Source organism: Bacteroidota bacterium (assembly GCA_016722565.1).
Taxonomy (GTDB): Bacteria; Bacteroidota; Bacteroidia; order 2-12-FULL-35-15; family 2-12-FULL-35-15; genus 2-12-FULL-35-15.
Genome location: JADKIU010000001.1, coordinates 315,749 through 340,161, shown reverse-complemented (window position 1 = coordinate 340,161; position 24,413 = coordinate 315,749). Strand labels below are relative to the sequence as shown.

The following is a 24,413-nucleotide window of genomic DNA, read 5'->3' as shown; positions in this document are numbered from 1 at the left end:
TAGATAATATGCAGCACGAATCAGAAATTAGAGAGCCCTTAATTCTCGGGAATAAATCGTATCATCAGATTACCGAAGATATCGTTAAACCAATCGAAGGCAAGGCTAACAAGTATTGGTACATCCTACTTACGGTATCTGTTATTTGCTTTATGTGGGGTATCGGATGTTTGGCATACACAATTGGAACCGGAATTGGTGTTTGGGGTTCAAACAATGGTGTTGACTGGGCTTGGGATATCACCAACTTCGTATGGTGGATTGGTATTGGTCACGCTGGTACATTAATTTCTGCTGTATTGTTATTGTTCCGTCAAAAATGGCGTATGGCTATCAACCGTTCTGCGGAAGCGATGACCATCTTTGCCGTAATGTGTGCAGCGATTTTCGTATTGTTACATACTGGTCGTCCATGGTTAGATTATTGGTTGTTCCCATTGCCAAATCAATTTGGTTCTCTTTGGGTAAACTTTAACTCTCCTTTATTATGGGACGTATTTGCGGTTTCTACTTACTTCTCTATTTCATTAGTATTCTGGTATACAGGTTTAGTACCTGACTTTGCAATGGTTCGCGATAGAGCAATCAAGCCTTGGGCGAAAAAGTTTTATGGTTTATTAAGTTTTGGTTGGGGCGGAAGCGCTCGTCACTGGAGCCGTTTCGAAGAAGTTTCCTTAGTACTTGCAGGTTTATCTACACCACTTGTATTCTCGGTTCACTCGATTGTATCCATGGACTTTGCTACATCGGTTGTACCGGGTTGGCATACCACCATCTTCCCTCCTTATTTCGTTGCTGGAGCGGTATTCTCAGGATTTGCGATGGTATTGACCTTGTTGTTGATTGTACGTAAAGTATATCATTTGGAAAATTACATTACCATTAAGCACGTTGAATACATGAACATTGTAATCATTGTTACAGGTTCAATTGTAGGGGTTGCTTATTTAACAGAGTTATTTATTTCTTGGTATTCAGGAGTTGAATACGAACAATACGCATTCTTGAATCGTGCAACTGGTCCATACTGGTGGGCATATGCAGCCATGATGACTTGTAACGTAATTTCACCTCAACTTTTCTGGTTCAAAAAGTTGCGTACGAATTTGATGTTCACATTTGTAATGTCCATCATTGTAAACATTGGTATGTGGTTCGAGCGTTTTGTAATTATCGTTCCTACATTGTGTCGTACATTCATTCCATCTACTTGGAACATGTATCACCCAACATTTATTGACATCGGAATTTTCACAGGAACAATAGGAATGTTCTTTACATTCTTCTTGTTGTTCTCTAGATACTTCCCGGTTATTGCACAAGCGGAGTTAAAATCAATTTTGAAATCATCCGGACAAGAGCACAAAGAAAAAGCGGCTGCAGCACATGCACACCACTAATTATTTAGAATTTAGAAATTATACTATTTAGGATTTTAAAAAATAAGATATGAGTACAGTAGCAATACACGCAATTTATGACGATGAAGTTCCTTTATTGGAAACAGCTTACACGCTTAAATCGCAAGGAATAAAAGTGAAAGATGTGTTTTCACCTTTCCCGATTCACGGATTAGATGCAGCTATTGATGTTCCAAGAACTTGGATTGCAATCTGCGCATTTATTTACGGATTAACAGGTGCATCGTTGGCAACCTTAATGATGTGGTACATGATGATTAGCGATTGGCCTACGGATATCGGTGGAAAGCCAAGTATGGCGTATTTCATGAACGTACCAGCGTTTATTCCAATCACATTTGAATCAACAGTATTGTGTGCTGGTCACGGAATGGTGATTACGTATTACCTACGTTGCTGGATGCTTCCTGGTGTAAAAGCTAAAAACCCAGATCCGAGAACAACAGATGATAAATTTTTGATGATTGTTGAAACGAAAGAAGAAAACAAATCAAAAATTGAATCATTACTAAGAAATGGTGGTGCATCAGAGATTTCATTTAAATAATCCCGCACGTGCGGGACATAACAATAGAATACTATAGAACTATGAACAAAAAGGTAAAACAAATTATTTCTTTAATGGCGGTGTTTGGCTGTATTGCAATAGCTTCTACATCTTGCGGAAAAAAGATCCAAATAGTCCGGGTACTGAATTTATGCCCGACATGTACCGCTCACCATCATTGGAAACAAACATGGCGTATGTAACCATTGAGAATGGAAAAGAAACAGGAGATACATTGCAAGCAAACAGAATGCCGGTAGCAGGAACCATTCCAAGAGGATTTATGCCTTACCAATATGGTAACGATACGGCAGGATATGCAAATGCAGGAAGATATTTACACAACCCAGTTGCGAAGAATGATAAAAACCTTGCAGAAGGAGAAGCATTATACGGTAAGTTTTGTGTTCACTGCCATGGTGCAGGTGGAGAAGCTGACGGATTAGTTGCAGCAAAATTATCAGGACCTCCTCCATCTTACAAAGGACCAGCTTTGATGGCTTTACCGGAAGGGAAAATGTTTCACTCCATTTATTATGGAAAAGGAATTATGGGTGCGCATGCTCCATTGGTAAGCAAAGAAGAAATTTGGAAAATCATTTTACACATCCAAAAATTACAATACCCGAATGGTCCGGTTACTCCTACTCCAGTTGCTGATTCAACAGCTGCAGTTGCAAAAGTAGAACCAACAAAATAATTTTAAAACGATTTTTGAGAACAAAAAGATAAATGCAAACAGATATGAATAATAACTATACGTTTACTAATAAAACCAGAAACATCACTTTTGGTTTAATGGCTATAGGCTTAGTTACCATCATTGCCGGTTTTTTAACCGATCATGGTCCAGAAGGTGCTACACACGAAGATTATCATGCAGGGACACGTATGTGGGCTAACTTGCTAGTAAATGGATGGTTTTTTATGGGAATTGGATTGCTTGCCACGTTCTTTATGGCATTGCAATATGCTGCCGAAGTTGCTTGGTCTGTTGCAGTAAAAAGAGTGTATGAAGCAGTATCTTCTTATTTACCAATTGGCGGTTTAATTATGGTGTTGATTTTAGTTGCTGGTCAATTGCACCTACACCACTTATATCACTGGATGGATCCGGAAACAATCAATCCTGATTCACCACACTATGATGAAGTAATTGCAGGTAAATCAGGTTATTTTGCACCCTGGTTCTTCTGGTTAAGAACACTTCTTTACGTTGGTGTTTGGTGCTGGTTCCAAAATGGTTTCTTAAAAAGATCTGTTGAACAAGATTTACAAGGCGGAACTGCAATTCACTACAAAACAATGGGTAAAGCGGCTACCTTCTTGGTATTCTTCGCGGTTACTTCTTCTACTGCTGCTTGGGATTGGATGATGTCGTTAGATGTTCACTGGTTCAGCACCATGTACGGATGGTATGCATTTGCCGGAATGTGGATTTCTGCAATGACCACCATTATTCTTTTTGTAATTTATTTGAAACGCAAAGGATACTTACCACAAGTAAACGAAAGCCATATTCACGATTTAGGAAAATGGGTGTTTGCAGTTAGTTTCTTATGGAGCTACCTTTGGTTCTGCCAATTCATGTTGATCTGGTATACCGATATCCCTGAAGAAATTGTTTATTTCCACGATCGTTTACACAGCTTTGGTTACATGGGCTTAATGTGGACCGTGTTTGTTATGAACTTTGCTTTCCCGATGATTTTATTAATGAGTCGTGATGCAAAACGTAACTATTATTTCTTAATGATTGTTGGTTTCATTATTTTCATCGGTCACTGGCTGGATGTTTACATGATGGTAATGCCGGCAACTGTAAAAGGATACCACAGCTTAGGATGGATGGAAATCGGAACAGCATTGGGCTTCTTAGGATTAATGTTATTTGTAGTTCACAGAGCATTAACGAAGAGACCATTGATGGTTGCGAAACACCCATACTTGGACGAAAGTTTACACCACCATTATTAAGATTAATTTTTTAAGATACGATACACAATAACGAATTAACAATTCAAATACTATGATACAGTTTTTAGTTTACGTTGCCATCATTTTAGGAGCTCTTGCAATAGGCTATTTGGTTAGGGTTTTTGAACTTGCATCAAGTTTAAAAGGAGCAAAGCCAGAGGTTATCACTGAGAAAGATAATAAATTACAAGCACGCTTGATGTTGCTATGTATGTTTGTTTTGACAGCTTATACCATTTGGAACTTAGTAGAGTTTGCACCAAGAATGCTTCCGAAGTCTGCTTCTGAGCATGGTGTTGAAATTGATTGGTTGTTTAACTTCAACATGATTATCATTTTTATTGTGTTCTTCCTTACACAAATTGTATTGTTCTATTTCGCTTATAAATACTATGGCAAAAAAGACAGAAAAGTAGTTTACTTAGCACATGATAATAAATTGGAGATGTTGTGGACAATTGTTCCTGCTGTTGTATTAGCAGTTATCATCATTTTCGGATTAAGATCTTGGAATAAAATTACTTCTGATGCAAATCCAAATTCAATGATTGTGGAGATCTATGCAAAACAATACGATTGGACTGCTCGCTATGCTGGTGCTGATAACAAATTGGGTGATGCGAACTACAAATTAATTACCGCTACAAACGATTTAGGGATGGATGCTGCTAGTCCGGCTGGTGCAGATGATATCGTTATCAAAAATGAAATTCACATTCCAGTAGGAAAAGAAATTGAATTTAAATTCCGTTCCCGTGATGTTATTCACAGTGCTTATTTTCCTCACTTCAGAGCGCAAATGAACTGTGTACCGGGTATGACCACCATGTTCCACTTTACACCAACAGTAACAACAGCGGACATGCGTAAAGATCCGTATGTTATTAAACAAGTTAATGATATTAACGCTATTCGTACTGCTGCTGCTAAAAAAGCAGGTAAAACAGAAGCTCCATACGAATTTAACTACATCTTATTGTGTAATAAAATTTGCGGAAACAGTCACTACAACATGCAAATGACAATTGTAGTTGATACAGAAGAAGATTACAAAAAATGGATTGCAACAAAACCTGCATTTTTTGCAGCATCTGCTGCTGAAACAGCAAAAAAATAATAATAGAATTTTAAACAGTATTCAATAACAAAATAATTTAGCATATGTCAGATAATCACGGTCATCACGAAAGTCACCACGGTCACGATAGTCACGATCACCACGATGAACACCATCATCAAGAATCGTTTGTGTCAAAATACATTTTTAGTATGGACCACAAAACCATTTCTCGTCAGTTCTTGATAACTGCCGTGATTATGGCTTTTCTAGCAATGATGATGTCATTTGTTTTCCGTCTACAATTAGCTTGGCCGGGAGAAAAATTTGCAATCATTAACTTCTTATTAGGAGATAAATGGGGTAAAGATGGTATGATCGAGCCAGGTGTTTACATGGCACTTGTTACGATCCACGGAACAGTAATGGTATTTATGGTATTAACCGGTGGATTGAGCGGTACGTTCAGTAACTTGTTGATTCCTTACCAAATCGGAGCACGAGATATGGCTTCCGGATTCTTAAACATGCTTTCCTACTGGTTCTTCTTCTTATCAAGTGTATTCATGATGTGGGGATTCTTTGTGGAAACAGGACCAGCTTCCGGTGGTTGGACAGTTTACCCTCCTTTAAGTGCATTGCCACAAGCAATGGAAGGTTCTAAATTGGGTATGACATTGTGGTTGGTATCCATGAGTTTATTCATCGTATCTTCATTACTTGGTGGTTTGAACTACATCGTTACTGTTCTTCAGTTGCGTACAAAAGGGATGAGCATGACACGTTTGCCACTTACAATCTGGGCATTCTTTGTTACCGCTATCTTAGGGGTTCTTTCTTTCCCAGTATTATTATCTGCAGCATTGCTTTTGATTTTCGATCGTAGCTTTGGTACTTCGTTTTACTTATCCGACATCTATATTGGCGGACAAGCGCTAGAACAAACAGGTGGATCACCAATTTTATACGAACATTTATTCTGGTTCTTAGGTCACCCGGAGGTATACATCATCATCTTACCTGCTTTGGGTTTAACTTCTGAAATCATTTCCGTAAACTCACGTAAACCAATCTTTGGTTACCGTGCGATGATTGGTTCCATCATGGCCATCGGATTCCTTTCGTTCATCGTTTGGGGTCACCACATGTTCATGACTGGTATGAATCCATTCTTAGGGTCGGTATTCGTTTTCACAACCTTATTGATTGCGATTCCTTCTGCGGTAAAAGCATTTAACTACATCACCACTTTATGGAAAGGAAATATCCGTTACACGCCTGCAATGTTATTTGCAATTGGTTTGGTTTCTACGTTTATCTCCGGTGGTTTAACTGGTATCATCCTTGCCGATTCAGCATTGGATATCAACGTTCACGATACGTATTTCGTGGTTGCCCACTTCCACATTGTAATGGGTGTATCTGCCATTTTAGGTATGTGTGCCGGTGTGTATCACTGGTATCCGAAAATGTTCTTACGTCATATGAACAAAAACTTAGGATATATCCACTTCTGGGGAACATTCATTTCCGCGTATGGTGTATTCTTCCCAATGCACTTTTTAGGATTAGCAGGTGTGCCACGTAGATATTATTCTAACAGTGCATTCCCGATGTTCGACAACTTAATTGACATCAACGTATTCATTACAGCATTTGCTGCATTGGCTGCTGCGGTTCAATTGGTATTCTTGTTCAACTTCTTCTACTCCATGTTCCGCGGACCAAAATCAGAACAAAATCCTTGGAATGCAAACACATTGGAGTGGACAACACCAATGGCACATACACACGGAAACTGGCCTGGCGCATTGCCTGTCGTTCACCGTTGGCCATACGATTACAGTAAACCTGGTAAAGATCAAGATTTCGTTCCACAAACTGTTCCTTTAGCTGAAGGCGAAGTTGATGGTGGTGGACACTAAATAGATTTGAGATATTAGATTTGTGATATTAGAAACCCTGAACGAAAATGTTCAGGGTTTTTTTATTCCCATTACATCCGTCTTCGGACCTTATCCCCAGCCCTTCTCCTTCTTTAAGGAGAAGGGAGTGTCTCCGCGATAGGGCTTTTCTTTGACTACTAACAAATCAAATTGCCGAAGGCAATCCATCCGTTATAAAATCCATTTAAATCCGCTAAATCTGCGTCATCTGCGTTCCATTTTTTCTTTGTGAGTAAGTATTACCCTATCTTTGCCCTGTGCGAAAACTCCTTTACATATTTTTCTTTTTATGGGCGATAAGCACAACCGCACAACCCACGCTCGACACCATAAAACTCAGCTTAAAACAAAAACCACATCTCTTCGGGAAATTTGATACCCGCAATTCGTTTATAGATAATAGCCGAGCAAAAATCTTCGGATTAAAAACCGGATTGAATTTTGGCAACCGGTTGTACTTTGGGATTGGTTACAATCAGCTCAATCCGCCTTCACAGGATTTTGATAAAATTATTTATACTGTAAATGCAAACAATGAATTAGAAAAAAACAACAGCCATGTTACGCTTGGTATATTTTTCTATTCATGCTGAATATGTTTTTTATCAAACCAAACATTGGGAATTGAGTATGCCTTTGCAATTTGGTGTGGGACAAACCTACTATAAATACAATCAATTTGGGAAACGAAAAGTAATTGATAAAGACTACAATTTTATTTATGAGCCTGCTGTTTCGATAGAATACAAATTTGTGAAATGGGTTGGAATTGGTGCTGACATCGGATATCGATTTATGCTTACCAGCTATAAAAGCTTAAATCAAAAATTCACCTCACCAACCTATGCCTTTAAACTTTTAATCTATTACAATGAAATTGTAAAATCAGTTTTTCCGAAAAGTAAATTAGCGAAGATGTTGTAGCTAAACCTTCACCCCAATCACCAATACATCATCAATTTGTTCAAATGTTCCTTTCCATTCATCAAAGGCTTTTCCAATGGTTTCTTTCTGAACGAGCATGGGTTCTTTTGAAACAGAGAGCAACAATTGTTTGAAATTTTTTGTCATCAGTTTCTTTCCGGTAGCACCGCCAAATTGGTCCGCATATCCATCGGTAAACAAATAAAAAATATCTCCGGAAGCATATTCCACCTCATTGTTTTTATAGTCAAAATCCTCCGGAGTAAAACCGCCAATGGCTGATTTCGTTGGTGCATACCCAAAAAGCTGTCCGTTCGAAATTTTATACAAGACCCGATTTGCTCCCGCATAATAGAGTTTCTTCTTTACAAAATCAACTGCACACAAAGCGATGTCCATTCCGTCACGCGATTTTGAATCGCTATCATTTTGTTTTAATGCTTCTTTTACACCTTTGTTTAATTCGGATAAAATTTCAGAAGGCATCAAACATTTCTTTTCCTGAACTGCGAAATTTAATTTATCGTTTCCGATCATACTCATGAATGCCCCCGGCACCCCATGTCCAGTGCAATCAACAGCTGCGGCATAATGCAGTCCGTTTATTCGTTTAAACCAATAAAAATCTCCACTCACAATGTCTTTGGGTTTAAACAAAACAAACGATTGTGGAAACACTTCATGTACCTCCGAATCAGAAGGAAGCATCGCATTTTGTATCGTTTTTGCATATTCAATGCTATCCGTTATTTCTTTTTTCTGATGTTCAATCAAATTGTTTTTCGACTGTAAATCCTTGTTTTTATTGAGTATTTCAACCTTTTGATTCGCCAATAAAACATTTGCTTTCTTCTTGTTACGAAAAGCGAATAGTAAAACCAAGAATAAAATAAAACCCAACACACTTATCCCGATGATTGAATTGCGAATGTTGGCTTCAATCGTTTTTTCCTTTTCTAAGAGTGCAATGGTTTGTTCCTTTTTATCGGTATCGTATTTGGTTTGCAGTTCTTGTAATTGTTTGTTCCCTTCCTCATTAAACAACGTGTCTTTAATATTATCGTACATCAACTCGTATTCATAGGCTTTTTCAAAATCCTTTTTAAGTGCATGCACAATTGCTAAATGCGAATACGAATCTTTTAAAGAACCTTTCAAGCCGGCTGTCGCTGCACAGCGCAATCCTTTTTCATAAAACACCACTGCCGAATCGTACCGCTTTTGTTCCTTGTATAAATAGCCCATGTTGATGAGCGGACTCACCATTTTCACCGTATCATTTTCTTCTTCATTCAGTTTTAAGGACAATCGCAACACATTCCCGGCTTTTACATATTCCTTTTGTGTAATGTATAATTGCCCGATGTTATTTAAACATGTAATCTGATCTCCAATGTTGTTCGTCTTTTCTGCAAGTGTTAACGCTTTGGTATAATATTCGAGTGCTTTTTTCAGTTCTTTTTTTTCATCATACATAATCGCAATGTTATTGTAGGCATGAATAATCCCTAAGGTATTATTCAGTTTCAATTGATTCTCTAACGACTTTTGATAATAGTATAAACTTAAGTCAATCTTTTTTTGGGTATAGTAAAGATTGCCCAAGCTGTTGTATACAATGCCAATTCCGTTTTTAAAATCAATTTCTTCAAAGTAATTCAACGCTTTTAAATAATAGTTTAAGGCAAGTGCCGATTTTCCCTGGTCATCATAAATGTTTCCGAGGTTGTTATACGATGCACCAAGTCCTTTTTTATCATCAATGGTTAAACGAATGTCGAGTGCTTGCTTGTGATATGCGTATGCGCTATCGTTCATTCCATTATAGTAATACGTGCTTCCCAAATAGTTCAGCACCCATGCTTTATTCTTTTTATCGTTTAATTTATCTGCCAATAGCAAACCTTTAAATCCCAATTGAATGGCTTTGTTCTTATTGTCGTAGCTATAATATTTTTGAAGTTGGATAATCGACTGAAGTTTTGTGCTGTCGGGAATCGCAGTTTGAAGCGTGTTTTCCAGACTATCCATGTTTTGAGAAAAGGAAAAGGAGATGTTCGTGAAAACAAAAACAATGAAAAAGTATAGTTGTTTTTTATTCAATTTTGTTTTTCTACTTGGTACGTATCAAATATAAAAAGAAATCTCCATGTAATAAAAGACATGGAGATTTCTCATTTAGTTCTAATTTATCTATTCGTTACTAGCAAGCAAGGTGACGTGACCGGTATAATCGTGATATTTTTGAGAGAAATCGCGCACTGCAATTTTGTAAACGTATACTCCTTGCTGTGCAACTTTATCCCCGTTATTGGCTTTACCATCCCAACCTTTATCAAGGTCATCGGTTTGGAAAATCAATTCACCCCATCTATCAAAAATCATCATGGTGAATTCACTGATCTCAACACCTTTCGGCATAAAGAAATCGTTGGTTCCGTTTCCATCCGGAGTAAATGCATTTGGAATGTATAATGTAAAGATGGGAAGAACTTCCACTTGCATGGATACCGAATCGGTACAACCGGCTGTAGTGGTGGTTACCAAAGAAACAGTATACAGTCCTTTGCCTGGATAAAGGTGTTGTGGATTCAAGGCTGTAGAAGTGGTTCCGTCACCAAAATTCCAAACACGAGTAGCCGCATTGCTGGATTGATCAAAAAAATGGTACAACGGATTGATTGCTGTTCCATCCATTCCTTCGAATGTAAATTGAGCAATCGTTCCGGGATTTACAATCACCGTACTGGTTGTTGAAGCCGTATTCACACATCCGAAAGGAGAAGTAACCGTAACGTTAATGGTATACGTTCCGCTATTGGTATACGTATTCATAGGACTCACCTGATTGGATGTATTTCCATCACCAAACGACCAACTATAACTAGCACCTGCATTCGTTGTAGAGTTGTCTACAAATGTTAGAGTTGCTTGCTCACAACTTTCGATGGATTGTGGTGACAATGCAATCACAGGTAACGGATGAACAGTCACCGGTACGCTGGATGTAACGGTGTTTCCACATGCATCAGTAACAGTAACAACATAGGTGGTTGTGGTGGTTGGAGCAACAGTAAACGGCCCGTTTCCGGCACCCAATCCACCGCTCCAGTTAATGGTAACCGGACCGGTACTTCCAAAAACGCTGGAAGAAATGGTGGCTGTATTTCCTGTACAAATTGCTGCTGCTGGCGAAACTGTTAAGTTCGCTAAAGTTAATGAAGTAACATTAACGGTAACGTTTGCCAACGTTCCGGCACAACCGTTTGCATCGGTAGCAATAACGCTGTACACAGTGTTCATTGTCGGACTGACCGTTTGTGTTGCACCAGTACCCACTCCTGTCCAATTGAATGTATATGCTCCGGTTCCACCGGTTGCACTTCCTAAAATGGTTGTGGATTGTCCGGAACAAATGGTGGTACTGCCCGTTGCAGAAGTAACTACCGGAGATGGTTCCACAATGGTAACCGTTGCTGTAATGGTACAACCGTTTGCATCGGTTGCTGTTGCAGTGTATGTTCCAGGGCCTAAGGCGATGGTACTTGCTGCTGTTCCACCAATAGGTAACCATTGATAGGTATACGTTGGAGTACCACCGGCAGGAATAACAATACCTTGTCCGTTTGCCAACCCATTACAAGTAACAGGCAATCCTGCTGCTGAAATGGTTAACGCAGGAGGTTCAGTAATCGTGATGGAAGAAGTTGCAGTACAATTGTTCGCATCGGAAACGGTTGCTGTATAATTTCCTGGCGTCAAACCGGAAATGGTTTGTAATAAACTGGAAGGAGTTGTGTTCCACATGTAGTTGTACATTCCTGTACCACCGGATGCGCCAACTGTTGCAAATCCATCTGCCATTCCGTTACAAGTAACATGGTTGATGATCATTGCGTTTGCTGTTAATGCATTCGGTTCGGTGATGTTAACAGTGGAAGAACTTGTACAACCATTATCATCGGTTACCACAATGGAATAAATGCCAGGATTTAAATTTACGGCAGTCGCTGTTGTTTGAATGGGTGTTGTATTCCACATAAATGTGTATGGACCTGTACCACCTGATGTCACAGCATTTGCCGTTCCATTGTTTAATCCGAAACAAGAAATATTTGTTTGTGAGGTTGTGAACGTAAGTGGTGTTGCAGGTTGTGTAATGGTAATTGTATCATTCTTCACACATCCGCTGGCTGTAGTTACTGTTACAAAATAGACACCGGCAGTTAAACCGGATGCAGTAACAGCCGTTGAACCATTGCTCCATAAATAAGTATAGGGAGGAGTTCCACCACTCGCATTGGCTGTAGCAGAACCATTGTTGCCACCAAAACAAGAAACATTGGTTCCATTCATGGTAATGTTTCCGGGAGCAGAACCAACGGCAACAGTAGAAGTAGCTGTGCTCACACAGCCATCAGCACCTGAAACACTCACCGTATAAGTTCCTGCAGCAAGCCCGTTTTCACTTGGTGTAGTTCCACCACTCGACCATAAATAGGTATAAGGACCGGTTCCTGAAATGACTGATACATCGGCTGTACCGTTGGACGCATTGCAATTGGCCGGACTACTGGTTGTTGTTAATTCAATTCCGGTAACAGTAATACAAAAAGAAAATGTTTGACTTCCATTGTAAGGGCAATTGTCATCTTGTACAGTGATTGTAAAACAATGACTCGCAGTACTAATATCAGCAGTTGTTGGAGTCCATGTAAAAGTAGCTGTAGGACGCGCTCCACCTGTTGTTGTAAATGATGCACCGGCAATACCACTGTTCCAAACAATGGAAACATTTTGAGTAGCATCCGGATCATACGTATCGATTGTAAAATTAATTGGTGCACCGGCACATGCATTCAATGTATAAATACCGGTGTTATTAATTCCTGCAACATATGGATTGTTGTTTGTACATGTAATGGTTCTAAGTTGAATGTCACGCATTACACTTCCAACGAGTATTTCATTTCGATACTCTTGAACTAATACAGCAAAAACAGTTACCTGAAGCATGGTAGGAGTCATGCACATATCACCTGTTAAATTATTAAATGTAACTGCAGGAGATGACGCTAAAGGTTGCGCTGCAGAATAAGGTGTTAGATAGGTAATGGTTGTTGTTGCACTTGTTTGAGGTGTAATTAAAGTAAAGTATAACGAATCGCCATCAATATCTGATGAGCCATTGTTAAAACAATACGGTTGATTTGAACAAACAAAAGGAATTGGGGCATTCGAAAAATTAGGAGAACTATTGCAAGGGAAATTTAAATTATCCAATGTTGCTTCCACATAAATGTTTTCAGCAGATGGATTGAGGATGGTGCCTATTGTGGCATTACGACAACAAAGCGAAAAGCTGAATACCCAGTCGGTACAACTGGCAGGAAGCGTAGTGATTCCGCGATAGATGTATTCTTGCACACCGGGGTAAGTCCCTCCGGAGCATTCGGTATTAAAGGCTGAGCAAATTGGTGATACATCTATTCCTGTTCCTGGTATTTGGTTAAGTGTTAAATTATAGTTTTGACCACAAGAGGCAGACGCTAAGTTAAGAGTTACAGTTCCCGGTGCTGCCACACCGGCACAATCGCGATAGAAAGAGAGCGATATCTCGTATTGATTTCCGCCCAAGCAGCGATACGTGATATCAGCGCTTTGGGCATGCGAGGCAAAAGCTTCGTTCGATGTTTGGATAAACATTAAAATAAAGCTAAGCCAAGTAAGGAGTCTGGTAAGTAGTTTAGATTCCATGGGGACCTCCGTTTTTAAATTAGAACAATAAATTAAGAACTACCTGCTTTAACGCCACGATTATGAAAGGGTTTCAGAAAAAGTAATAATTATGTCGGAGGGAAGGAAACGGTGTACTAATAATAATGTAGTGTCGATGAATGTGGATTTTTTGTTTACTACTCAAAACGAAAATTTCAACCCCCTCACCTTCATCAAGGAGAGAGGCTGGGGGTAAGATTAAACGCGGACACCAATAATCACAACATCATCAACCTGTTCCAAATCTCCTTTCCATGCATCAAATGCACGAGAAAGTTGTTGGTGTTGTTCATCAATTGGAAGTAAATAAATTTTATGTAGCAACTCCTTTAATTGATTGTATTTATATTTTTTTCCTTTGGGTCCACCAAATTGATCAGCATACCCATCACTGAAAAGGTAGATACAGTCGCCCTTTTGAAGCGATATGGAATGATTCGTGTACTCATCTACTTTGCCGTCCAAATTAACACCTATGGGAAATTTATCCGCTTTAATTTCATGAAATTTTCCACCGCTGATATAATACAATGAATTGAATGCACCTGCATATTGCAAAACATTTGTTTTTAAATTTAAAGAACACAAGGATAAATCCATTCCATCTTTTACGCCTTTGCCATCACTCGACTGACGCAATGTTTTTGTAACACCATAATCAAGATGTTTTAAAATCTCCGAAGGAATTGTCAAATTCATTTCGTTCACAGCTTGCGTCAACAAGTTAAATCCAACAACACTCATCAATGCCCCCGGAACGCCATGGCCTGTGCAATCAACAGCTGCAAAACAAACAGAATCATTTTTTTGTTCAATCCAATAAAAGTCTCCACTCACAATGTCTTTCGGGCGATAAAAAATAAAACTATCCGGCAACATATTTTTCCAATAAGCATCTGGAGGAAGAATCGATTCCTGAATTCGTTTTGCATAGTTGATACTATCGGTGATTTCTTTTTTATGATTTTCTAATTCTTCTTTTTGTAAACGGATTGCATTGTTAGAAATGGTTAATTGTTCATTTGCTTTTTTCCGTTGACGATTTGCTCTCACAACTAAAAACACAATGATTAACAACACTAATCCGCAAGCAATAGCGGCATAAATAGTTCTGCTGAAACGTTCATTTGCGAGTTGCTGCATCAATGCCGCTTCTTTTTGTTTGCTCTCGAATTGATAGTTCAATTCTAATTCGGTCAGTTTTTGAGAATTACTGCTGTTATAAACGGAGTCGCTGTATTGTTTATATAATTTATAGTTGAGGTATGCTTTTTCAAAATCTTTTGTTTCTTCAAACAAGCGAGAAAGATTCAAATGTATTTCTATCAAATCTTCCAGCGATTGCATTTCTTGGGCCATCGGTAGCGACTTATTAAAATACTCCAAGGCCTTTTCATACTCCTTCATGTTGAGATAATCAATGCCAATAGCGCTGTAACAAATTGTGAGCCCTTGTTTATCTCCAATCTCATCAAATATTCTTACTGCCTCCAACTGCAACTCCATTGCTTTCTCTGTATTGCCCATGTCGGCATATACGTTGCCCATATTTCCAAGTGTACCTGCATAGGTATTCCGACTACCGTATTTCGTGCAAATCGTTTTCACTTTCTCATACATCTTGAGTGCAGATGTATATTCTTTGTTATAGTAATAACTGTTCGCAAGGTAGATGTAAGTGCTAATCAACAGAGAGGTGTCTTGTAGCTTCTCTGCTTCTTCTGCGGCTTTCGAGAGATATTCTGTTCCTAATTTTTGATTGATGCCATCAGAGTATAGCGCTCCGATACACAATTTGGCTTCCGCCAACAAACGGTCCTTTTTTAAATTTTCTGCAATACTCAATGCATTCTGATAACATTTTAATGCTTTGGTATTGTTACCCATGCTTTCATAGTTACGTCCCAAATACAAATTGTTTTCACAAATTTGAATTTGTTCGTTTAACTCCACACATAAGGTATTTGATTTCTCAAAACTTTCGATTGAACGAATGTATTCACTGAGTGCAATACAATTTAATCCTTGCAAACTATAAGCATCCGCCAACTCCTCTTTTAAATTATTTTCAATCAACAACGGAATGGAAATTTTTAAGGCATCACTAGTTTTTGCATTTTCGTTGTCGTTAAAATAGCTCAGCGCTTTCATAAACTCCAGTTTTGCTGCTAAAGCTGGAGTATTCAACTGTGAATTGATTTCGCTACATTTTTGATAATATTCGTTTATCCCGCCTCCTCTTTTCAACGCCAAGGCACGAACAATCCGATAGCCCGTATTGAATTTGTCCAACGGATCGGTTGTTTGATCATAAACAGCTTTTAAGCTATCTATCTTTTCATAATCTCCTGCTTTACAAATTAAAGTAAAGAGAAAAAAGAAAATAAATACGATTTTAAATTTCTGTTTCACTAACTTAAATTAAATGGTCCATAACTAAAACTAACTCACTGCGGATTCTAAAAGTTTTAAGTTACAACTTGTCGCATCCATTTCTGCTTTAACTCCAATTGGAAGGGTATACTTATTGACGATATGCCCTATCATTGCTCCATAAAAAGCAGGAATTCCTAAAGGTTGTATATGTTGTTCCAATACTTGTTTTAAGGTAAATGCTTTTTCCGGTTCTTCGGCATCACACTTTACACATTTGCCAAAAACAAATCCGCTGATGTTGTCAAGCACTCCGGCTAATTTCAGTTGCGTCAGCATTCGATCAACACGATAGGGCTCTTCTCCGGTTTCTTCCAAAAAAAGAATTTTATTTTTCCAATCGGGCAAATAAATTGAACCCATCATTCCTGCTAATACTGTTAAGTTTCCGCCAACCAATACACCTTGTGTTTTTCCATTTGTAAGGGTATACGGTTTATCTGCATCCTCAGTCGGATAGCCATACACCATTTGTTCTTTATCCACCAAAACCCCTTTTACGTATTTTACGGTAAAGTCATTCCATCCACTATTTCCTACGGGTCCATGATAGGTAACTAATCCTGTTTTTGCGTGGATCGCAATCAACAACGAAGTAATATCACTAAATCCCATGATTACTTTCGGGTTATTCTTAATCACATCGTAATTCAGCTTGTCCAATATTCTTGCACAACCCCAACCACCTTTCATGCAGAAAATGGCATTCACATATTTATCTGCAAAAAAATTATTTATTTCATTGGCACGCAAGTCATCCGATCCGGCAAAATAGCCTGACTTTTCTTTAAGTGTTTGACCTCTTTTTACTTGAAAGCCAGAATTTTCCAGGATGGAAACAAACTTGTCTACTTGTGTTTCATCCCATACAGCGCCTGCCGGTGAGCTAATCGCAATGGTGTCTCCGGTTTTTAAAGCAGCAGGTTTTAGTTGCAACAGACTTAATGGATCATTTTGCAATGTGGATTCCTTCATCCCAAGAAATGGAATGGAAAGGGAAGCCAAAGCAGCAGTGGTGATAAATTGTCGTCTGTTTTTTTTCATTCAAATAAAGTAAAACGATTCGGCAGTGAATGTGCTAAAACGTGTGCGGTAATTCTGATAAATTATCCGCGACAGACCAAATAAAAGTCCTATCAAATCCTTATTCCAATTACCAATATATCATCTATCTGCTCTAAATTTCCTATCCAATCATTTATTGTTTTAGACAAAATGATTCGTTGTCGTTGCATCGGCTGTTTGTGATTTTCCAACAAGAGTGCTTCAAATTGTTTGTACTTAAATTTTTTACCTTTCGGTCCGCCAAATTGGTCTGCAAATCCGTCTGTAAAAATGTAGATGCAATCCCCTTTTTGCAAATCGTATTCATGATTCGTAAATTTCTGAAGTTCTTCTCCAACAAAAGCACCTATCGGAAATTTATCTCCATTGATTTGAATGAGTTGATTATTCCTAATGATCCAAAGCGGATTGTTGGCACCAGCAAATTCAATTTTTAATTTCTGATAATTAATTGCAATCAGCGATACATCCATTCCATCGCGAACGGTCGCTTCATCCGGATCTTGATTTAATTTTTTAGAAAGCTGTGAGTTGGTTTCATTTAAAATCAATGCAGGTTTTGAAAGTCCGAGTACATTCACCGCTTGCGTTAAAATATTATGACAAACAATACTCATAAATGCACCAGGTACACCGTGGCCGGTGCAATCCACTGCAGCAAACAATATTTCATTGCCCCAACGTTCCAACCAGTAAAAATCACCACTTACAATTGCTTTGGGTTGGTAAAACACAAAGGATTCATTTAACGATTGTTTGATAAGGGCATCAGCAGGAAGGATTGCTTTTTGTATTCTTTTCGCATAATGAATACTATCAGTAATGTCTTTATTCTTTCCATCAATTTCAGAATAGGCAACTTGAAGTTTTTCTTTTTCCTGTAACAATTCGTTTGTTCTGATGGCCACTTGTTCTTCCAAGAGTTTACGTGAATGAATTAAACTTCTGGTACGAATTTTAATCGTTATAAAAATACTTCCAACCCCAATCACAATTGCAAATACAAAAAACCAAGGACGCTTCCAGAAGGGTGGAATAATTTCAAAAGTGAAAGCAATCGGATTTGAATTCCACAATCTATCATTGTTTGAAGCTTTAATCAAAAATGTGTATTTACCGGATGGAAGATTCGAATAGGTCGTACTCGTTTCTTTTCCTTTCGGAAGCCAGCTTTCATCAAATCCTTCCAACATATATTGATAGCGAACCTTTGATGGAATGGTGTGAGAAATTCCAATAAAATCAAATGTCAAGTGGTTTTTATCATACGGTAGTTTTAAATTTTTGGGCAATCCATTTTCCAAACTATCTGCATACATTTTATAATCAAAATCTTCCAAAAACAAACGAATACCGCTGATATGTGTTTGCGGCTCAACACTGTTTTTCTTTTCTTGTTTTGGATCATAAATCGTCACACCACCAATTGTTCCAATCCAGAGGCGGCCATCGATGTCCTTGTAAAAAGCGTTCTGATTGCATTCCAATCCGATAAAACCTTCCTCTTTACCATAATGTTTCAATACAATTTCTTTTTGATTTACAAATTGATTGAGATCCAGTTTATCAATTCCATTGTTTGTGCCCAGCCACAAGTTTCCATCCGCATCCGGTTTTACATAATAAACCGTATTCGAACTCAATCCATCATTTTCGGTGATGGTTCGAAAGGTCTTTCCATTGTAAACACAAACACCGGCATCCGTGCTAAACCAGGTATAGCCGTAAATATCACGTGTAATGTTTCGAATTTTAGGAAATCCTTCCGGACGAACAATTGTGGTAAATTTCTTTCCATCGTACTTGATAATTTTATCAATAGAACCAAACCACAATGTCCCGAGGTTATCTTCAAAAATTGCGTTTACACCTTGCGATGAAAACCCTTGATTGCTGCTATAATGAAGAAATGTTTTTCCATCAAATTTATCCAATCCGTTTTCGTGCGCAATCCATACATTTCCCTTTTTATCACATACCATCGATAAAATACGAATGCCATGCAATCCTTCTTTTAAATGATACAACTTAAAAGATTTTCCATCGAACACGGTAATGCCAGAACCGGATGTACCAAACCATACATTTCCTTTTTTATCTTCGCACATGCTCCAGGTATTGTTCACCCCGGATTCTTCTTTTTTGGAACCGTAATTTTGTATGCTTATTTCTCCTGTGGTTCGAAAAGCATTAAAATCGATTTTTGAAACACCACCGCCCCAAGTGCCAACCCACATATTATCTTTAGAATCTTTTAGAAAAGACATAACCGTATTGTTTGACAAGCCATGTTTTTCGTTGATGTTTATAAAAAGATCGTTCCCATATTTGCTTACACCACCGGTAAAAGAACCAAACCACATATTCCCTTCTTTATCCTGAAGGATACTGTAAATTCGATTATTACAAAGGCCGTTTGCCGGAGTAATTCTTCTGATTTTATTATTGCTGATTTTGTCAACACCAACATTATTCCCCATCCAAATGGCATCATGCGTATCCTTATAAAGGCGAAACACCCCTTCCAAATAGGGTTTCTCGTCTACCTTCAATGTATCCAGCTTTAATCCACCTGCATATGCTTTGGATGGATCGTATACATTCACTCCGTGAAATGTTGCAATCCAGACTTTACCACCATTTATTAGAATGTCTCTGGTTCTGGGGTCAATCAAGCCATTCGACTTATCAAAATGAATTATCTTTGTCCCATCATACTTGTAAACACCATTAAATACAGTACCAATCCAAACATTCCCAATTCTGTCCTGTTTAATTGCTGCGATTTGATTGTTACCTATTTCTGCGTTTTTTGCAAAAGGAACAAATTTCTTTCCATCATAAATAACAATCCCTGAAGAGGTTCCCAACCAGATGTTTCCATTGGTTTGCTCGTGGATGCTCATAATGCTTTTATTATTGAGCAAGGTATCATCAACAATGAATAATTTTTTATCCTTAAACTGTGAAAGTCCTTTTACTGAGCCAATCCAAATCACCTGGTTTTTATCCTCCAGCGCAACATTTACTTTATTACTCCTTAAACCGTCTTTTGTACTGAAGTTTTTAAAATGCAAACCATCATAACAACTAATACCGCCACCGTTGGTGGAAAACCAAATTGCCCCTGTATGATCCTGAAATGCATTTAGAATTTGTGATTGAGGAAGACCATCCTCAATTGAGAAGTTCTTCATATTCAATTGCTGTCCGCTGATTGAAAAAGAAAGACTAAGCAAAAGAAAAATTGGAAACGTTATTTTTATCAATCTCCGGTTCACAAAAAAAGTCTTAAAACAGCACTAAATAAAAGAAATTTCAGCAAATAACCAATAAAAATCACCGATATTTCACTACTTTTGTACCCCTAAATTAAAAATGAAATGATTTCAGTATCCAATCTATCCTTGCGTTATGGCAAACGTGTCTTGTTTGATGAGGCAAGCATTAAATTTACACCCGGCAATTGTTATGGTGTTATTGGCGCAAATGGTGCCGGAAAATCAACATTCATGAAGATTCTTTCAGGTGAAATTGAACCAACAACCGGACAAGTTTCCATCACCCCCGGAGAGCGCCTAAGCGTGCTTAGCCAGAACCACTTTGCATTTGACGCATTTCCTGTTTTACAAACTGTAATGATGGGCAATAAAAAGCTTTGGGATGTCATGCAAGAGAAGGATGCGATTTATGCAAAAGCCGATTTTTCTGATGCTGATGGAATCAAAGCGGCAGAGTTAGAAAACGTATTTGCTGAAATGAATGGCTGGAATTATGAAAGTGATGCCGGAAATTTATTGAGTGAATTGGGCGTAAAAGAAGAGCATCACCACAAACTAATGAGCGAGCTGAATGGGAAGGAGAAAGTACGTGTTTTGCTTGCACAAGCAATTTTGGGAAACCCCGACATCCTTTTATTGGATGAGCCTACCAACGATTTGGATGTGGAAACCATTGCTTGGTTAGAAAACTTTTTAGCTGATTTTCAAAACACAGTGATTGTGGTTTCCCATGATCGACATTTTTTAGATGCGGTATGTACACACATTGCCGATATTGATTTTAACAAAATTTCATTATACACCGGAAACTATACATTTTGGTACGAATCCAGCCAATTGGCTTTGCGTCAGCGCTCCGATCAGAACAAAAAGATGGAAGACAAACGCAAAGAGCTACAAGATTTCGTGGAACGATTCAGTGCTAATGCTTCAAAATCTAAACAAGCCACCAGCCGTAAAAAACTTTTAGAAAAATTGGTGATTGAGGATATTAAACCTTCTACACGAAAATACCCTGGAATTATTTTTAAAGCAGAACGTGATTGCGGAGATCAAATTTTAAACGTTGAAAACCTTTCTAAAATTTCTGCTGAAGGAACAACTTACTTTAAAGACATCACCTTCACCGTTACCAAAGGTGATAAAATTGCGATTCTTTCCAAAGAACACATTGCAATCACTTCCTTCTTTGAAATACTTGCTGATGAAGATCAAGCGACTACCGGAAATTGTGTTTGGGGAAGCACCATCACCAAATCCTATTTACCGAATGAAAACGCAAAATATTTTACGGAAGATCACAACTTGGTAGATTGGTTACGTCAATTTTCAAAAGATAAAGACGAAACCTATGTCCGCGGATTTTTAGGTAAAATGCTATTTACAGGAGAAGAATCCTTAAAGAAATCGAATGTGCTTTCCGGTGGAGAAAAAGTGCGTTGTATGGTTTCCCGAATGATGTTAACCAATGCAAACTGTTTGATTCTAGATGAACCAACCAATCACTTGGATTTGGAATCAATTACTGCATTTAACAACGCATTAAAAGACTGGAAACATGTTGCGCTATTCACCTCTCATGATCATGAGTTTATGCAAACAGTTGCAAATCGTATCATTGAAATTACCCCTAACGGAATTATTGATAAACGAATGACATATGATGAATACATTACCGATGAAGGCGTAAAAGCTCTCAAAGAAAAAATGTATCCCAAATTAGCAAAAGTGAAATAATAAAAAATCCGCTTCATAAATGAAGCGGATTTTTTTATGATCCTTTATCCCAACAAGGTGATAAAATCTTGGTTTATGCTTTATTAAATTTCTTAACCGCAACACCATTCGCAGTTGTAATTTCCATATAGTACATTCCTTTTTCTAATTCAGAAATGTTTAACTCCATACGTTCAACACCATCCACAACTTGATTCATTAGTTGTTTTCCTAACACGTCAAATACTTTTACAACATTCACCTTTTCACTGTTCGATGTTTCAATCACAATGTTACTTACTGCAGGGTTAGGAAAAACAGAAATATTGTTTGCCAAAGCTGATTCAGAAATTCCGGATAAACATGCTTTCGGTGTTAATGAGTTTGAAGCAAAATAAGAATCGAAATTAGCTGCACTGCTTATTGGCCACATATCTTGTTCAACAATCGTTTTGCTTGGTGCAATTAAAATATACGTTGGGAAAGCTGAAATTCCATAAGTAGCAACCACAGCATTTCCACCGCCATCATTTCCACTGATAGTTGGGTAACCCGGACTTCCGCCTAAGTATGTGGTTTCATAAGCTTGGCATTCAGCAACGGTATTTCCTTGATCTACAGAAATAAAAATTACATCCTGTGTATTGCAACCATAGTTTGTAAAGGTTTCTTTAAAATAAGGACAAGTCGCTTGACAAGGACCGCAGGTTGTAAAGAAGAAATCAATACAAACATATTTTCCTGAGTTTAATACATTAAACAAATTGAATGTGTTTCCATCAAGATCTGTTACTGTAAAATCAACAGCTGTAGTAAGCGTTGTTTGTGCTTTACTAACGGAAAAACTCATTAGAAAAGCAATCATTAAAATGTAAATTTTTTTCATGGGCTTTGGGTTTTAGGGGTTAATATGAATCTAATTACGTTCAAAAATCGATGTTTGTCAATTTTAAACATTCCGATTCTTAGCAATTGATAGAACCAAAAAAAGCGATTCCCTTATTTACGGATTGGTTTACGCTGGTTACTAAACGGTTTCTTCTTTCCGCTGAAAGGCTTTTTAATTTTTACTTCAGGAGCATATACCGGTCCTGGAGCAAAGCCTTCCGGTAATGGAAGTTTATTTACCTCAGCAGCAATCAATGTTTCTATCTGCGCGAATTTTTGCTGATCGTATTCATTAATAAATGTGAGTGCCACTCCTGTAGATGCTGCACGAGCAGTTCTTCCAATTCGATGGATATAATCCGCAGGTTCTCCGGGAACATCATAATTGATGACCAAACCAATGTCTTCGATATCAATTCCACGAGAGAGGATATCTGTTGCAACTAAGATTTGTAATTGTTTGCTTCTGAAATTTCTGAGTACTTCTTCTCGTTCCAGCTGCTCCAAATCAGAATGTATTGCTTTTGCCTTTAACCCGGCCTTTATTAAGTCGCGCTCCAGCTCTTTTACTTTTATTTTTGTAGAAACGAAAATAATAACACTACTCAAATCTTTTCCTTCCAATAAGGATTTAATCAAATTGTTTTTTTGAGTATCGTACACCAAATAAGCACCCTGAACAACGCCTTCTGCAGGTTTTGCCAATGATATGCTGATTTGTTCAGGTTCTTTCAACAATTTCGTTGCCAGTGTCCTTATTTTAGGCGCCATGGTAGCTGAAAACATAAGTGTTTGTCTATCCTTTGGCAGGTAGGTCGTAATTTTTAAAATATCATCCACAAATCCCATGTCCAACATGCGATCGGCCTCATCCAAAATCAAATGTTTTAAGCTTTCTAATTTCACATAGCCCATATTCAAATGAGCCATCAACCTTCCGGGAGTTGCAATAATAATATTAGCACCTTCCGTCAATGCACGTCTCTCTTTTTCAAAAACACTTCCATCGCTTCCACCGTAAATAGCAAGGGAGCTAACGGAGGTGAAATAAGAAAATCCTTGTATGGCTTGGTCAATTTGCAACGCTAATTCTCTTGTCGGTACAATGATCAATGTATCCGTTTTTTCTGTTGGATTTTTGGAAATTTTATCTAAAATAGGCAATACAAAAGCAGCGGTTTTACCGGTTCCTGTTTGTGCGCATCCAATCAAATCTTTTCCTTTTAATATAATAGGAATCGCTTGTTCCTGAATTGGTGTAGGAGTCTCAAACCCCATTGAATCTAACCCCTCTTGTAAGTTGGTATGAAAATTTAAATCGCTGAACTTCAAAATTATTTCGTTTATGTTTATACGAAGATACGTTTAAATTTTGGGATA

General features: G+C 38.0%; 16 protein-coding genes. 9 read left to right on the top strand and 7 right to left on the bottom strand.

Going from position 1 to position 24,413, the window contains the following annotated elements; translation table 11 throughout:
* Positions 1–8: 8 nt before the first annotated feature.
* The 8 genes from nrfD to IPP64_01285 all read left to right on the top strand — a co-directional run bounded on the left by nrfD (position 9) and on the right by IPP64_01285 (position 7,872).
* Positions 9–1,400 (top strand): polysulfide reductase NrfD, encoded by a 1,392-nt coding sequence (gene nrfD / locus IPP64_01320; protein MBL0328075.1) that lies wholly within the window; start codon positions 9–11, stop codon positions 1,398–1,400.
* A gap of 49 nt (positions 1,401–1,449) precedes the next feature.
* Positions 1,450–1,968: a DUF3341 domain-containing protein gene (locus IPP64_01315; GenBank protein ID MBL0328074.1), complete on the top strand. Its 519-nt coding sequence runs from the start codon at positions 1,450–1,452 to the stop codon at positions 1,966–1,968.
* 112 nt (positions 1,969–2,080) lie between these two features.
* Positions 2,081–2,668 carry a cytochrome c gene (locus IPP64_01310; GenBank protein ID MBL0328073.1) on the top strand — a complete coding sequence of 196 codons (588 nt, stop codon included), beginning with the start codon at positions 2,081–2,083 and terminating at the stop codon, positions 2,666–2,668.
* 98 nt (positions 2,669–2,766) lie between these two features.
* On the top strand, positions 2,767–3,945 hold the full coding sequence (locus IPP64_01305; GenBank protein ID MBL0328072.1) for a quinol:cytochrome C oxidoreductase: 1,179 nt from the start codon (positions 2,767–2,769) through the stop codon (positions 3,943–3,945).
* Positions 3,946–3,997: 52 nt separating this feature from the next.
* Entirely contained in the window at positions 3,998–5,062 is a 1,065-nt protein-coding gene (locus IPP64_01300; GenBank protein ID MBL0328071.1) for a cytochrome c oxidase subunit II, read from the top strand.
* 44 nt (positions 5,063–5,106) lie between these two features.
* The gene (locus tag IPP64_01295) at positions 5,107–6,927 is read left to right on the top strand and encodes a cbb3-type cytochrome c oxidase subunit I (GenBank protein MBL0328070.1); all 1,821 of its coding nucleotides are present in this window, start codon (positions 5,107–5,109) and stop codon (positions 6,925–6,927) included.
* A 278-nt stretch (positions 6,928–7,205) separates the two neighbouring features.
* Positions 7,206–7,541 (top strand): hypothetical protein, encoded by a 336-nt coding sequence (locus IPP64_01290; protein MBL0328069.1) that lies wholly within the window; start codon positions 7,206–7,208, stop codon positions 7,539–7,541.
* Positions 7,507–7,872, top strand: a complete 366-nt coding sequence (locus IPP64_01285; protein ID MBL0328068.1) for a hypothetical protein — start codon at positions 7,507–7,509, stop codon at positions 7,870–7,872. Before IPP64_01290 ends, IPP64_01285 begins: the two co-directional genes overlap by 35 nt.
* Here IPP64_01285 and IPP64_01280 read toward each other — a convergent pair whose 3' ends face one another.
* From IPP64_01280 to IPP64_01260, 5 genes are all read right to left on the bottom strand, one after another.
* Positions 7,873–9,903: a tetratricopeptide repeat protein gene (locus IPP64_01280; protein MBL0328067.1), complete on the bottom strand. Its 2,031-nt coding sequence runs from the start codon at positions 9,901–9,903 to the stop codon at positions 7,873–7,875. It lies immediately after the preceding gene.
* Between the two features lie 162 nt (positions 9,904–10,065).
* Complete coding sequence (locus IPP64_01275) at positions 10,066–13,629, bottom strand: gliding motility-associated C-terminal domain-containing protein (GenBank protein MBL0328066.1); 3,564 nt, start codon at positions 13,627–13,629, stop codon at positions 10,066–10,068.
* Between the two features lie 219 nt (positions 13,630–13,848).
* Positions 13,849–16,062 (bottom strand): tetratricopeptide repeat protein, encoded by a 2,214-nt coding sequence (locus IPP64_01270; GenBank protein ID MBL0328065.1) that lies wholly within the window; start codon positions 16,060–16,062, stop codon positions 13,849–13,851.
* A 30-nt stretch (positions 16,063–16,092) separates the two neighbouring features.
* The gene (locus tag IPP64_01265; GenBank protein MBL0328064.1) at positions 16,093–17,127 is read right to left on the bottom strand and encodes an LD-carboxypeptidase; all 1,035 of its coding nucleotides are present in this window, start codon (positions 17,125–17,127) and stop codon (positions 16,093–16,095) included.
* Between the two features lie 92 nt (positions 17,128–17,219).
* Entirely contained in the window at positions 17,220–20,345 is a 3,126-nt protein-coding gene (locus IPP64_01260; protein MBL0328063.1) for a SpoIIE family protein phosphatase, read from the bottom strand.
* A 186-nt stretch (positions 20,346–20,531) separates the two neighbouring features.
* On the opposite strand from IPP64_01260, the gene IPP64_01255 reads away from it, so the two are divergent.
* Positions 20,532–22,166, top strand: coding sequence for an ATP-binding cassette domain-containing protein (locus IPP64_01255; protein ID MBL0328062.1), 1,635 nt, complete (start codon positions 20,532–20,534; stop codon positions 22,164–22,166).
* Between the two features lie 73 nt (positions 22,167–22,239).
* Here IPP64_01255 and IPP64_01250 read toward each other — a convergent pair whose 3' ends face one another.
* Together IPP64_01250 and IPP64_01245 are read right to left on the bottom strand one after the other, a co-directional pair.
* Positions 22,240–23,031, bottom strand: coding sequence for a T9SS type A sorting domain-containing protein (locus tag IPP64_01250; GenBank protein MBL0328061.1), 792 nt, complete (start codon positions 23,029–23,031; stop codon positions 22,240–22,242).
* A 113-nt stretch (positions 23,032–23,144) separates the two neighbouring features.
* Positions 23,145–24,365, bottom strand: coding sequence for a DEAD/DEAH box helicase (locus IPP64_01245; protein ID MBL0328060.1), 1,221 nt, complete (start codon positions 24,363–24,365; stop codon positions 23,145–23,147).
* Positions 24,366–24,413 lie beyond the last annotated feature (48 nt).